Source organism: Streptomyces griseoviridis (genome assembly GCF_005222485.1).
Classification (GTDB): domain Bacteria; phylum Actinomycetota; class Actinomycetes; order Streptomycetales; family Streptomycetaceae; genus Streptomyces; species Streptomyces hintoniae.
The window spans coordinates 962,704-974,786 of the sequence record NZ_CP029078.1; the positions used below are offsets into that span (position 1 = coordinate 962,704).

At 72.7% G+C, this 12,083-nt stretch carries 13 protein-coding genes; 9 read left to right on the forward strand and 4 right to left on the reverse strand.

Annotated features, from left to right (window positions below; translation table 11 throughout):
- Positions 1-55 precede the first annotated feature (55 nt).
- Together tsaD and DDJ31_RS04075 are read left to right on the forward strand one after the other, a co-directional pair.
- Positions 56-1,120 (forward strand): tRNA (adenosine(37)-N6)-threonylcarbamoyltransferase complex transferase subunit TsaD, encoded by a 1,065-nt coding sequence (gene tsaD, locus DDJ31_RS04070; protein ID WP_171480768.1) that lies wholly within the window; start codon positions 56-58, stop codon positions 1,118-1,120.
- Positions 1,120-1,686, forward strand: a complete 567-nt coding sequence (locus DDJ31_RS04075) for a GNAT family N-acetyltransferase (RefSeq protein WP_127181662.1) — start codon at positions 1,120-1,122, stop codon at positions 1,684-1,686. Before tsaD ends, DDJ31_RS04075 begins: the two co-directional genes overlap by 1 nt.
- A 107-nt stretch (positions 1,687-1,793) precedes the next feature.
- Here the strand turns inward: DDJ31_RS04075 and DDJ31_RS04080 are convergent, their stop codons facing one another.
- Positions 1,794-2,390, reverse strand: a complete 597-nt coding sequence (locus DDJ31_RS04080; RefSeq protein ID WP_127181661.1) for a TetR/AcrR family transcriptional regulator — start codon at positions 2,388-2,390, stop codon at positions 1,794-1,796.
- A 98-nt stretch (positions 2,391-2,488) separates the two neighbouring features.
- Between DDJ31_RS04080 and DDJ31_RS39610 the strand changes: the two genes are divergently transcribed.
- Positions 2,489-4,687, forward strand: coding sequence for an MMPL family transporter (locus tag DDJ31_RS39610; protein ID WP_127181660.1), 2,199 nt, complete (start codon positions 2,489-2,491; stop codon positions 4,685-4,687).
- Between the two features lie 98 nt (positions 4,688-4,785).
- On the opposite strand, the gene DDJ31_RS04090 is transcribed toward DDJ31_RS39610, so the two are convergent.
- Complete coding sequence (locus DDJ31_RS04090) at positions 4,786-5,652, reverse strand: SDR family NAD(P)-dependent oxidoreductase (protein WP_240678291.1); 867 nt, start codon at positions 5,650-5,652, stop codon at positions 4,786-4,788.
- 57 nt (positions 5,653-5,709) lie between these two features.
- Here DDJ31_RS04090 and DDJ31_RS04095 point away from each other — a divergent pair, with 57 nt between their 5' ends.
- A complete protein-coding gene (locus tag DDJ31_RS04095) occupies positions 5,710-6,174 on the forward strand; it encodes a MarR family winged helix-turn-helix transcriptional regulator (RefSeq protein WP_240678290.1) in 465 nt (154 codons plus the stop codon).
- Between the two features lie 201 nt (positions 6,175-6,375).
- On the opposite strand, the gene DDJ31_RS04100 is transcribed toward DDJ31_RS04095, so the two are convergent.
- On the reverse strand, positions 6,376-6,798 hold the full coding sequence (locus DDJ31_RS04100; RefSeq protein WP_127181659.1) for a secondary thiamine-phosphate synthase enzyme YjbQ: 423 nt from the start codon (positions 6,796-6,798) through the stop codon (positions 6,376-6,378).
- A gap of 122 nt (positions 6,799-6,920) precedes the next feature.
- Here DDJ31_RS04100 and DDJ31_RS39830 point away from each other — a divergent pair, with 122 nt between their 5' ends.
- The 5 genes from DDJ31_RS39830 to DDJ31_RS04120 all read left to right on the forward strand — a co-directional run bounded on the left by DDJ31_RS39830 (position 6,921) and on the right by DDJ31_RS04120 (position 11,043).
- Positions 6,921-7,004, forward strand: a complete 84-nt coding sequence (locus DDJ31_RS39830; RefSeq protein ID WP_313884353.1) for a putative leader peptide — start codon at positions 6,921-6,923, stop codon at positions 7,002-7,004.
- 132 nt (positions 7,005-7,136) lie between these two features.
- On the forward strand, positions 7,137-8,039 hold the full coding sequence (locus DDJ31_RS04105) for an ABC transporter permease (RefSeq protein ID WP_127181658.1): 903 nt from the start codon (positions 7,137-7,139) through the stop codon (positions 8,037-8,039).
- Entirely contained in the window at positions 8,012-8,749 is a 738-nt protein-coding gene (locus DDJ31_RS04110; protein ID WP_127181657.1) for an ABC transporter ATP-binding protein, read from the forward strand. Before DDJ31_RS04105 ends, DDJ31_RS04110 begins: the two co-directional genes overlap by 28 nt.
- Positions 8,750-8,877: 128 nt before the next feature.
- Complete coding sequence (locus DDJ31_RS04115) at positions 8,878-9,903, forward strand: ABC transporter substrate-binding protein (RefSeq protein WP_127181656.1); 1,026 nt, start codon at positions 8,878-8,880, stop codon at positions 9,901-9,903.
- Positions 9,904-9,957: 54 nt separating this feature from the next.
- Positions 9,958-11,043, forward strand: coding sequence for an NAD(P)-binding domain-containing protein (locus DDJ31_RS04120; RefSeq protein ID WP_127181655.1), 1,086 nt, complete (start codon positions 9,958-9,960; stop codon positions 11,041-11,043).
- Between the two features lie 184 nt (positions 11,044-11,227).
- On the opposite strand, the gene mltG is transcribed toward DDJ31_RS04120, so the two are convergent.
- On the reverse strand, positions 11,228-12,073 hold the full coding sequence (mltG, locus tag DDJ31_RS04125) for an endolytic transglycosylase MltG (protein ID WP_127181654.1): 846 nt from the start codon (positions 12,071-12,073) through the stop codon (positions 11,228-11,230).
- Between the last annotated feature and the right edge of the window lie 10 nt (positions 12,074-12,083).

The following is a 12,083-nucleotide window of genomic DNA, read 5'->3' on the forward strand; positions in this document are numbered from 1 at the left end:
TCCTTCTTATTGCACACTGTTCGCAATAACTTATTCCGTGCAGGAAGGGGTGGGCATGGGATCTCCGATCGTGGGCTCTCCGATCGTGCTGGGCATCGAGTCGTCCTGTGACGAGACCGGCGTGGGGCTGGTCAGGAACGGGAGGCTGCTGGGCCACGCGCTGGCGTCGAGCATGGACGAGCACGCCCGCTTCGGCGGCGTCGTGCCCGAGATCGCCGCCCGCGCGCACACGCACGCCCTACGCCCGGTGATCAGGCAGGCACTGGACGCCGCCGGACTGCGACTGGCGGACGTCGGCGCGGTCGCGGTGACCACGGGACCTGGCCTGTCAGGGGCCCTACAGGTGGGCCTCGCCGGGGCGAGAACCCTGGCGTACGCGCTCGGCGTCCCGCTCTACGGCGTCCACCACCTCGCCGGCCATGTCGCCGCCGACACCCTGGGGCACGGGCCCCTGCCCGACCCCTGCGTGGTGCTGATCGTCTCCGGCGGCCACACCTCGCTCCTCCTCGTCCGCGACCTGGCCCGCGATCCGATCCTGCACCTCGGGGACACCCTCGACGACGCGGCCGGGGAGTGCTTCGACAAGGTCGCGCGGGCCTTCGGGCTGCCGTACCCCGGCGGTCCGGCCATCGACCGGGCGGCGCGTGCCGGGGATCCCCGCGCTGTCGCCTTCCCCCGCCCGCTGCCCGGCTCCTACGACTTCTCCTTCTCCGGTCTCAAGACGGCCGCCGCACGCTGGGCGGAGGGCCACGCGGGCCGTGAACTGCCGGTCGCCGACGGGGCCGCGTCCCTCCAGGAGGCGGTGGCCGACGTGCTGACCCGCAAGGCGGTGGCCGCCTGCCGTGAGCACGGTGTCGGCACGCTGGTCGTGGTCGGCGGGGTCGCCGCCAACTCACGGGTGCGCTCGCTGGCCGAGGAGCGGTGCCGGGCCGACGGCATCGAACTGCGCGTGCCGCCACTGGGGTTGTGCACGGACAACGGCGCGATGATCGCGGCCGTCGGCGACCTCCTCGTCCGCGCCGGCGCCGAACCCGCGCCGCTCGACGTGTCGATCGACCCGTCGGCGCCACTGGAGTACGCGGCGCTGCACCCGGTGGCGTCCCTGGCAGGTGCGGCCTGATGGACATCCGTGTCGTCGACGGCGCCGAACTCCTCGTCCACACCGCCGCCCTGCGCTCCGTCTACGCCGACGCCTTCCGCGCGCCGCCCTGGAACGAGGACGCGGAGAAGGCCGTCGAGTTCGCGGGCCGCCTGCCGGTGAACGTGCGGCGTCCGGGCTTCACCGCCGCGCTCGCCTTCACCGGTTCGCGGGTCACCGGCTTCGCCACCGCCTGGACCACCCCCTCGCCCTTCCCCACCGACCGCTGCCACCCCCAGGCCGCCGCCGGCCTCGGCCCCGAGCGCGCGGCGCGGTGGCTGTGCGGCTCACGCGAGATCGACGAACTCGCCGTCCACCCCGCCGCACGCGGCACGGGTCTCGGCGCCGGTCTCCTCGAAGCGGTCTCCGCCGAGGCCCCCGAGGGCCGTTCCTGGCTGCTCACCTCGCTCCGGTCGTCCCGCGCGCTGTCCTTCTACCGCCGCCAGGGCTGGACCCAGGCCACCCACCCCTCCCCCGGAGGCAGGGGTCTCGTGGTCTTCCTCGGCCCCCGCCATCCCGCCCGCTCCCTGGCCGCCCAGCCCCTGTGAGCCTCCACGGACCCGACGAGTGAGGTACGGGCTCCCGTCGTCCACGCGCCCGGGACAGACGACGCGACGACATCCATGAAGGACCCTCAGCCCCGCCACCCGCCTGATCAACTGTCGGCGCGTACAGCTCCGTTGTCAGGGCCGCTGACCGCCGAGATGCCGGCGCGCAGGAAGGTCATGGCGGCGGCGATGTCCTCGCGGCCGGGTGCGGGGCCGAGCGAGCTGACGAGGGCCGCTGCCGCCGCGGCGGCCAGGCGGGCGTCGCGCGCGTCGGGCGGCACGCCCATCTCCTCGGCGAGATGACGTGCCCCGTTCTCGACGATCTCGGCCACCCGCGCCTGATGAGGGGCCTGGAGCTGGGGGTTGAGCGTGAGCATGCGGTCCGTGAGCGCGTCCAGCTCGTCCTGGTGGCTCCGCTCCTCGTTCAGCCAGTGTTCGAGGGCGTCGATGACGCTCCACCCCGGCTCGCGCTCGCGCACGGCGGAGAAGATCCGCTCCTCGACGGCGTCGAGGTGCGCGAGGGCGATGCTGAGCTTGGTGGGGAAGTACAGGGTGACCGTGCGCCGGGAGACCCCGGCCTTCTCGGAGATGTCCGTGATGGTGGCCGCGTCGTAACCGCGCTCGGCGAAGAGTTCGTGGGCGGCGCTCACAATGGCCTCGCGTTTCCTGGCCTTGCCGCGCTCTCTGAGCCCCTCTGCCCTCATGACCAGCAACTCTACCACCGTGCTAATTTTGCCATGAGTGCAACTTTGGATCAGGGCGTGACGCTTACGTCCGTCCCGCGCGGAAGGAAGAATCGGATATGGCGTCTCGCCTGTATGCCTGGGCGCTCTGGGTGATCCGTCGCAGGGGACGGGTCACAGCCGGCTGGCTGCTGGTGCTCGCGGTGGTGGGAGGGCTGGCCCTCTCCCTGTCAGGCCGGACCAACGACGAGTTCACCGTCCCCGGCGTGGAGTCGCAACAGGCCCAGGACCTGCTGAAGGAGGAGTTCCCCCAGGCGTCGGGTGCGGTGGCCCGCGTGGTCTTCGCTTCGCCGGACGACGGGCGCGAGCTCACGGACCCCGGCTACGCCAAGGCCGTCTCGGCCGGCCTGAAGAAGGCAGCGGAGATATCCGGCGTCACGGCCGTGACGGACCCGGCACAGACCCACACCGTCTCCGCGAGCGGCACCGTCGCCTACGCCGACGTCACCTTCGACGTACCGCCCTCCGACCTCTCCGAGCAGGCCAGGAGCGAGGTCAGGTCGGCGATGGACTCGGCGCGCGAGGCCGGGCTCGAAGTGGAGTTCGGCGGGACGGCGATGGCTCCCCGCACGGAGATCGGCGGCATCCCCGAGGTCATCGGTGTGGTGATCGCCCTGATCGTGCTGGCCGTGACGCTCGGCAGCCTCATCGCCGCCGGTCTCCCGCTGGTCACCGCCGTGATCGGCGTCGGCATCGGCGTCCTGGGCGTCCTCTTCCTCACCCGCTTCGTCGACCTGTCCGGCACGGCCACCGTCCTGGCGGTCATGCTCGGCCTGGCCGTCGGCATCGACTACGCCCTGTTCATCATCGCCCGCCACCGTGAACAGCTCGCGGAACCCGGAAGCGATCTGGACGACTCGATCGCGCGGGCCGTCGCCACCGCGGGCAGCGCCGTCGTCTTCGCCGGTGCCACCGTCGTCATCGCTCTCGCGGCCCTGGCCGCCACCGGTATCCCGTTCCTGACGGCGATGGGCCTCGCCGCCGCGGCCACCGTCCTGCTCGCCGTCCTCATCGCCGTCAGCCTGGTGCCCGCCCTGCTCAGCTTCGCCGGCGAGCGGCTGCGCCCCCGCCGCCCAGCGCGCCCCGAGCGTCCGGCCCGCGAGGCGGGTGCGTGGGGCCGACGCTGGGGCAGCGCCGTCGCCGCGAGGCCCGTCGTCGTCCTGGTCACGGGCGTCATCGCGCTGCTGGCCCTCGCCGTTCCGGCTCTCGACATGCGCCTCGGGCTGCCCAGCAACGCCGCCCGCCCCACCGACTCGACCCAGCACAAGAGCTACGACCTGCTGACCGAGGGCTTCGGCCCCGGGTTCAACGCCGCCCTCGCCGCCGTCGTCGATGTCCGCGAGGTGCCCGACGACCGGCGGCAGACCACCGTGACCGCGCTGCGCGCGAAGCTGGCCGAGGACCGTGGCGTCGCCGCGGTCGCCCAGCCCGTCGCCAACGCCCACGGCACCGTGTACGTCATCGGCGTGGTGCCCAGGACAGGCCCCGACGACCAGGCCACCACCGATCTCGTGCACAGGCTGCGGGACAACGCGCCGGCGGTCGGCAAGACCGGCGCGACCCTCTACCTCGCCGGCACCACCGCGGCGGCCATCGACGTGTCCGGCAAACTCGCCGGCGCGCTGCCCCTGTTCGTCGCCATCATCGTCGTCCTGGCCTTCATCCTGCTCACCGCGGCGTTCCGGTCCCTGCTGATTCCCCTCAAGGCGGTCCTCGGTTTCCTGCTGTCCGTCGCCGCCGCGACCGGCGCCAGCGTGTGGGTCTTCCAGGACGGCCACCTCAACGGGCCGCTCTCGGTCGCCTCGGCGGCGCCCGTCACCTGCTTCCTGCCCGTGCTGCTGATCGGTGTGCTCTTCGGACTGGCCATGGACTACGAGGTCTTCCTGGTCAGCCGGATGCGCGAACACCACGAGCACACCGGTGAGGCGAAGGAGGCCGTCGTCGCGGGCATGGCCCGCAGCGGGCGGGTGGTCTGCGCGGCGGCGCTGATCATGACCGCGGTCTTCGCTGGATTCATCTTCAACGATGATCCGATCATCAAGTCGATCGGCTTCTCACTGGCCATCGGAGTCGCCATCGACGCCTTCATCGTCCGCATGGCCCTCGTCCCCGCGGCCATGGCACTCCTCGGCCGTCACGCCTGGAAGCTGCCCGCCTGGCTGGACAGGCTCCTGCCGCACATCGACATCGAGGGCGCCGGCCTGCCTCCTCGGGCTGCGACCAGCGCGGACAGGACTCCCGAGGCGTCCGCCGTCTAGGTCCCGTCGCGGGCGAAACGAGCGCGCGGCGACCGATCCGCGCCCCGGGGGGACCCCCGTACCGGTCGCCGCGGTCCTTCCGGCGGGCGCCCCAGGTCTCAGCCGGCCGCGTGGGCGGCGAGGAGCGCCACGGTCTCCTCCCACAGCTCCCTCTGTGCGACCGGGGACCGGCCGGGTTCGGGGCAAGGCAGGCGGCGGGCGTCGCGTACGGAGAGGTAGCCGCCGCTGGTGCCCGCGAGCGACGGGTCGGTGGCGAGTCGCACGATGATGCCCGCGCCTGTCCGGGGGTCGCCGATCCTCAGGGTGTTCAGCACCCGCTGAAGGGCGGCGGACCCCGGCAGGTCGCGGCCCAGGCCGGTGGCGTTGAAGCCGGGATCGCAGCAGTTCACCGTGGTCAGGCCCGGCTCCAGACGCCGGGCCAGCTCCTGCGTCCACATGATCGTCATCAGCTTGGTCAGCCCGTACCGGGACATCGACTCCCGGCGGGTGTGGGCGTCGGTGCGGCGCAGGTCCTCGGCCGGCGCGATGGCCTTGGCCCGCCGGGATGCCTCGGAGGCGACGTTGACGATCCGGGCCGGGGCCGAGGCGCCGAGCTTCTCCCGCAGCGCCTCCGTCAGGACGAAGGGGCTCAAGTAGTTCACGGCCGTCATCTCCGCGAAGCCTTCGGCGGTGACGCGCTGCGCGAAGGCGTGCAGGCCGGCGTTGTTGACCAGCACGTCCACGCGCGGGTAGTACGCGGCGATCTCCTCGCCCGCGCGGCGCGCCTCACGGATCAGGCTGAGGTCGGCGTGGAAGACGTCGACGGGCGCGTCGGTCACCGCCCTGAGCCCGTCGACGAGGGCCGCGGCCCTGTCGCGGGAGCGAGCCACGGCGCCGACGCGGTAGCCCCGCCGGGCCAGCTCGACGGCGGCCAGGCGGCCCAGTCCGGAGGTGGCTCCGGTGATCACGGCGACAGGACGGTCCATCCCACAACCCCATTCGTGAGGTACCTCATGATTATGGTGTGGGACGATACCCGAACCATGGAGGAGCACGGAACGACGACCACGGCCAGCACGCCGGAGCGGGTGGGCCTGTCCTTCCTCACCCTCGCCCACAGCCTGCGCGAACAGGTCGACCAGCACCTGACGGCCACCGCGGGGCTGTCCCTCTCCCGCACCAAGGTCCTCCAGGCACTGGCCGGCCACGGCACGCTGCACCAGGCGGAACTCGCCACCGTCCTCGGACAGGCCCCGCGCTCCGTCACCCAGATCGTGGAGGGCCTGGAACGCCTCGGCCTGGTCAGCCGCACCGGCCACCCTGAGGACCGCCGCCGCAAGACCGTCACGCTGACACCCGCGGGCCGCACGGCCCTGGCGGCGGCGGAAGAGGCGGGAACGCACGCGCTCCGTCAGCTCTTCGGCCCACTGACGCAGCGTCAACTAACAGATTTGGAAACGTTGTTGTCCCTTGTCAGGACCACCCTGACAGGCGACGAGGCGGGCTGACGCCCACCGTACGGCCTCGGACACGCAATGCCCCCAACGCGGCTCGCGTTCGCCCTGCGCCAGCGCCGCTTCCGAGCGCGGCTTGCGCCAAGAGCGGTCTGTGACAGGACAGTTGGGCGGTACGTTCGGCATGCGCGCGCCCTCCAGTCCCGGGTCGACGACGCCGATCGCAACCGGCACGACCCAGCTGAACGGCCTCGCTCAGCCCAGGAAGCTCAACCGCACCCGCCGCTCGGGGTTGTCGGTGTTCGTGTCCACCAGGCACACCGACTGCCAGGTGCCCAGTTCGAGCCGTCCGTCGATGACCGGCAGGGTCGCGTGCGGCGGGACGATGGCCGGCAGGACATGGTCGCGGCCGTGGCCGGGGCTGCCGTGCCGGTGCTGCCAGCGGTCGTCGGCGGGCAGCAGGGTGTGCAGGACGGCGAGGAGGTCGTCGTCGCTGCCCGCGCCCGTCTCGATGACGGCCACGCCCGCCGTCGCGTGCGGGACGAAGACGTTGAGGAGGCCGTCGCGGCCGGCCGCCGCCTCCGCGAGGAACGCCTCGCAGTCGCGGGTGAGGTCGACCACGCGCTCCCTGGAACCGGAGGAGACGGTGAGGACTCGGGTGGTGAAGGCAGCTGACATGCTCCCATCCTGACCCATCCGCCGGGCTCGGCGAATCACCCGCCGCTCACGGGGTGACACGGCGGGTCCATTTCGCGAGACGCCATTGACCGTGCGCGGGCCGACTGGCTACTTTCCTCCGCATGTTGCGTTCAGCCCTCCTCACCACGCGCGGTCACATCGACCTGCTGCGGGTGGCCTCCGCCGCGTGTCGCCGCGGCCGCTGACGCCCTTCCCCCACTGATCCACCGGCACGCCCGCCGTCCCGCCGTCCCCGCGCCCACCCGCGCCGCGCGGCGGCGCACCGGCGCGGCCGCTCCCCCGCCTCCCAGGCCGCTCTCTCCCCCCATGGAGCCCCCGTGAGCACCAGCCACGCCCCACCCGGCTCACCCTCGCACGACATGTCCCCCAAGTCCGCATCCGCGACGACCGAGGACCGGGACGACGATCCGGACGCGCCCGACCTGGAGACCCTCCGCCCCTCCGCCGCCCGCCGCACCCGCGTCCCCCGCTGGCTGCGCCGGACCACCGGTCCGGTGCTGCTCCTCGCCCTGTGGCAACTCCTCAGCTCCACCGGCGTGTTGAGCGCCGATGTGCTCGCCTCACCCGGCCGGATCGCCCGGGTCGCCGGTGACCTGATCGGCGACGGCTCGCTGGCCTCCGCGATGGGCACCTCGCTGCGCCGGGTGGCTCTCGGACTGCTCCTCGGCCTGCTGATCGGCGGCGGACTCGCCCTGCTCGCCGGTCTGTTCAGGGTCGGCGAGGACCTCGTCGACGCTCCGGTGCAGATGCTGCGGACCGTGCCGTTCGTCGGTCTGATCCCGCTGTTCATCATCTGGTTCGGCATCGGCGAGACCCCCAAGGTCGCCGTCATCACCCTCGGGGTGACCTTCCCGCTCTATCTGAACGTGTACGCCGGCATCCGTGGCGTCGACGCCCGACTCGTCGAGGCGGGCGAGTCGTTGGGGCTGACCCGGCGAGATCTGGTGCGGCACGTCGTGCTGCCGGCCGGGCTGCCCGGCGCGCTCACCGGGCTGCGCTACGCGCTCGGCGTGGCCTGGCTGGCGCTGGTCTTCGCCGAGCAGATCAACGCGGACGCCGGCATCGGCTTCCTCATGGTGCAGGCACGGGACTTCCTGCGGACCGACGTGATCGTGGTCTGCCTGATCGTCTACGCGTTCCTCGGTCTGCTCGCCGACTTCATCGTCCGCTCCCTCGAAAGGCTGCTGCTGCAATGGCGACCGACGTTCACCGGCCGGTGACCGGGCAGGCGGTCCATGTCGAGGGGCTCACCCGCTCCTTCGACGGCCGCGCCGTCATCGACGGCCTCCGACTCGACGTCCGTGCGGGCGAGTTCGTCGCCCTGCTCGGGCGCAGCGGCTGCGGCAAGTCCACGCTGCTGCGGATCCTGGCGGGCCTCGACCGTGACATCAGGGGCACGGTCCTGGTGCCGCGCCGCAAGGCCGTCGTGTTCCAGGCGCCCCGTCTGATGCCGTGGAAGAAGGTGTGGCGCAACGTCGTCCTCGGCCTGCCGGGCAAACCCGAACGGGCCGTCGCGGAGCGGGCGTTGGAGGAGGTCGGCCTCGCGCAGCGGTCCGACGCCTGGCCGAGGACCCTCTCCGGCGGTGAGGCGCAGCGCGCCGCCCTGGCCCGCGCATTGGTGCGGGAGCCCGATCTCCTGCTGCTCGACGAGCCGTTCGGCGCCCTCGACGCGCTCACCCGGGTCACGGCCCAGCGCCTGGTGGGCGAGTTGTGGCGGCGCAGGGGCTGCGCCGTGCTGCTGGTCACGCACGACGTGGAGGAGGCCGTCCTGCTCGCCGACCGGGTCCTCGTGATGGACGGCGGGGTGATCGCGCACGAGCAGCGCGTCGACCTCGACCGGCCGCGTGCGGTCACCGACCCCCGTTTCGCAGAGCTGCGTGCCGGTCTCCTCGCCCGCCTGGGCGTCGACGCGACGACCGAGGCGGCCTGAACTCCCGCTCACCGCAACCACGTTCCAGTCAGACCGCCGAGCCCCCCACGCCCCGCCTCGGCGGCCCCGCGCCTGCTCCGTCCACATCCCAGGACCCGCCCCCCCCAGTTCCACAGAACGGATCCGCCATGCGACGACACCTCGTCCCCACCGCCCTGTTGCTGCCCGTCGTCCTGCTGCTCGGTGCCTGCGGCGGGAACTCCGCCGCGGGCGCCGGGTCCGACGTCGACGGCAAGGGTTCGCTCACGCTCGACGTCGGTGACCAGAAGGGCGGCTCCGAGGCCATCCTGCGGGCCGCGGGAGAGCTGAAGGACCTCGACTACCGCATCGCGTGGTCGACGTTCACCTCGGGCCCGCCCCTGCTGGAGGCGGTGAACGCCGAGGCCGTCGACATCGGCGGGGTCGGCAACACCCCACCGGTCTTCGCGGCCGGCGCGGGTTCCCGGATCAAGGTCGTGGCCGCCTGGCACGGCACGTCCGACGGCGACGCCGTCCTCGTGCCCGACGGCTCGAAGCTGACCGATCCGCGGCAGCTCAGGGGCAAGTCCGTCGCGGTGGCCCAAGGGTCGTCCGCGCACTACCAGTTGGTGGCGTCGCTCAAGGCGGCCGGGCTCGGCATCGGTGACGTGAAGGTGAAGTACCTCCAACCGGCCGACGCGCTGGCCGCGTTCACGGCGGGCAAGGTCGACGCGTGGGCCGTCTGGGACCCGTACACCTCCCAGGTCCTCAGGTCGGGGCGGGGCCGGATCCTCACCACCGGGAAGGGCGTCACCAACGGGCTCTCCCTCCAGGTGGCGTCGCCGAGCGCGCTCGCGGACCCCCGGAAGGCCGCCGCCGTCAAGGACTATCTGGCGCGGCTGCGGCGGGCCACCGCCTGGGTGTACGGCCATCAGAAGGAGTGGGCCGAGGTGTGGGCGAAGGACACCGGGCTGCCCTACGAGGTGGCGCTCGCGTCGGTGCGGCGCACCAACGCCAGCCGGGTCGCGGTCGCCGTCGACCGGCCGCTGGTCGCCTCCGAGCAGCAGATCGCCGACGCCTTCACGACGCTGCGGCTGATCCCGGGGAAGGTCGACTTCGCGCGGTTCGTGGACACCCGCTACAACGGCGACCTGCCCGCGTCGACGTCCGCGCCGCGCGCCGTGAGGGGTTCGTGAGCAGGGCGGACGCGGAGGGGGAAGATCCGGCGCCCCGCCACCGTTGGTAGAAACGTGAACGACATACGCGAGGTCGAGGTCGTCGTCGTAGGCGCTGGTCAGGCGGGTCTGTCCAGCGCCTACCACCTGCGCCGCACGGGTTTCGAGCCGGAGCGGGACTTCGTGGTGCTCGACCACTCGCCCGCGCCAGGCGGCGCGTGGCAGTTCCGCTGGCCGTCGCTGACGTACGGCGTGGTCCACGGGATGCACGCGCTGCCCGGCATGGAGCTGACCGGCGCCGATCCCGCGCGGCCCTCGTCCGAGGTGATCGGCGGGTACTTCGACCGGTACGAGCGCGCCTTCGACCTGCGGGTGCGCCGTCCCGTCGACGTGCGGGCGGTGCGGCCGGGTGAGGGCGGGCGGCTGCTGGTGGAGACGTCCGACGGCGTCTGGTCGACGCGCGCGCTGATCAACGCGACCGGCACCTGGGACCGGCCGTTCTGGCCGCGCTATCCGGGCCAGGAGACCTTCCTGGGGCGGCAGTTGCACACCGCCGGCTATCGGGGGCCCGAGGAGTTCGCCGGGCTGCGGGTGGTCGTGGTGGGCGGCGGCGCCTCCGGAACGCAGCATCTGCTGGAGCTCGCCCCCTACGCGGCGGCCACCACCTGGGTGACCCGGCGCCCTCCGGTGTTCCGGGAGGGCCCGTTCGACGAGAGCCTCGGCCGGGCCGCCGTCGCGCTGGTGGAGGAGCGGGTCAGGCAGGGGCTGCCGCCCAGAAGCGTGGTGTCGGTGACCGGGCTGCCGCTGAACGACGCGATCCGGCGGGGGCTCGCCGACGGCGTCCTCGACCGGCGTCCGATGTTCGACCGCGTCACTCCGGACGGCGTCGCGTGGGCCGACGGGACGCGGGTGCGGGCCGACGTCATCCTGTGGGCGACCGGTTTCCGGGCCGTCATCGACCATCTGGCGCCGCTGCGGCTGCGCGAGCCCGGCGGCGGTATCCGGGTCGAGGGCACCCGCGCGGTGGCCGACCCTCGGGTCCATCTGGTCGGTTACGGCCCGTCCGCCAGCACCATCGGCGCCAACCGGGCGGGCCGCGCGGCCGTGCGGGACATCAGGCGGCTGCTGGCCGAGGAGCCGCTGGCACCGGCCGCCGTCTGACACGTCCTGCCGCGCGACGGGCGTTCTTCGGCGCGCCGGGCGGGTCCTCCGTGCGCCGGGCGCGTTTCTCCGCGTGCCGGGCGGGTTCCTCCGTGCGACGGACGCGTCTCTCAACTCGGCGGCGCGTTACTCCACTCGATGGGCGGGTTCCTCCGCGCGACGGCGAACAGGGCGCGCCCCGGGCTCACTTCGTCGGCTGCGGGCTCGCCTTCTTCTGGTTGGCGTTGAACTCCGCGACGTTGCGCTGGTGTTCCTCGTAGCTCGGCGTGAAGCGGGTGTCGCCCGGCTTGACGGTGACGAAGTAGAGCCAGTCGCCCGGCGTCGGGTTGATGGCGGCCCGCATGGCCTCCTCGCCCGGGTTGTCGATCGGCGTGGGCGGAAGTCCCATGCGCTGGTACGAGTTGTACGGGCTGTCGATGCGGGTGTCGCTCTCCGTGGTCTTCAACGTGGAGCGGTTCAGGGCGTAGTTGACGGTCGAGTCCATCTGCAACGGCATCCCGCGCTCCAGGCGGTTGAAGACCACCCGGGCCACCTTGCCCATGTCCTCGGCGGTGGCCGCCTCGGCCTGCACGATGCTCGCGATGGTGACGGCCTGGTAGACGTTCATCGCGTTGCGCTGGGCGCCTGCGGCGATCGGGGCGCCGTTGAACTTCCGGTCGGCGGTCCGCACCATGGCCGTGAGCAGCGACTCGGGGGTCGTCTTCTCCGCGAGCGGGTACGTCGCGGGGAAGAGGTAGCCCTCCGGGTTGCCCTCGGCGTCGTTGGGCAGTTTCAGGGCCGCCCTCGTGAGGGTCTTCTTGGTGCTTCCGGCGGGCAGCGCGAGGGCTTTGTCGATGGCGTCGTAGATCTGTCCCGAGCGCCAGCCCTCCGGGATCACCAGTGAGGTGGGCCGGGAGTCCCCGCCGCCTTCCAGGCTCAGCAGCGGCACCGCCACGGCGGTGGCGGCCACGACGGCTCCGGTCGCGATGAGGGCGAACCGGCCCCGGCGCGTCAGTCGAATCGTGCTCCGAGGCGGAGTGTTGATCTGCATGCGGGCACGG

What these genes read in the sequence shown, in the direction of transcription:
- tsaD (WP_171480768.1), top strand. Translation starts at nt 56, where the DNA reads ATGGGATCTCCGATCGTGGGCTCTCCGATCGTGCTGGGCATCGAGTCG.
- DDJ31_RS04075 (WP_127181662.1), top strand. Translation starts at nt 1,120, where the DNA reads ATGGACATCCGTGTCGTCGACGGCGCCGAACTCCTCGTCCACACCGCC.
- DDJ31_RS04080 (WP_127181661.1), bottom strand. Translation starts at nt 2,390, where the DNA reads ATGAGGGCAGAGGGGCTCAGAGAGCGCGGCAAGGCCAGGAAACGCGAG.
- DDJ31_RS39610 (WP_127181660.1), top strand. Translation starts at nt 2,489, where the DNA reads ATGGCGTCTCGCCTGTATGCCTGGGCGCTCTGGGTGATCCGTCGCAGG.
- DDJ31_RS04090 (WP_240678291.1), bottom strand. Translation starts at nt 5,652, where the DNA reads ATGGACCGTCCTGTCGCCGTGATCACCGGAGCCACCTCCGGACTGGGC.
- DDJ31_RS04095 (WP_240678290.1), top strand. Translation starts at nt 5,710, where the DNA reads ATGGAGGAGCACGGAACGACGACCACGGCCAGCACGCCGGAGCGGGTG.
- DDJ31_RS04100 (WP_127181659.1), bottom strand. Translation starts at nt 6,798, where the DNA reads ATGTCAGCTGCCTTCACCACCCGAGTCCTCACCGTCTCCTCCGGTTCC.
- DDJ31_RS39830 (WP_313884353.1), top strand. Translation starts at nt 6,921, where the DNA reads ATGTTGCGTTCAGCCCTCCTCACCACGCGCGGTCACATCGACCTGCTG.
- DDJ31_RS04110 (WP_127181657.1), top strand. Translation starts at nt 8,012, where the DNA reads ATGGCGACCGACGTTCACCGGCCGGTGACCGGGCAGGCGGTCCATGTC.
- DDJ31_RS04115 (WP_127181656.1), top strand. Translation starts at nt 8,878, where the DNA reads ATGCGACGACACCTCGTCCCCACCGCCCTGTTGCTGCCCGTCGTCCTG.
- mltG (WP_127181654.1), bottom strand. Translation starts at nt 12,073, where the DNA reads ATGCAGATCAACACTCCGCCTCGGAGCACGATTCGACTGACGCGCCGG.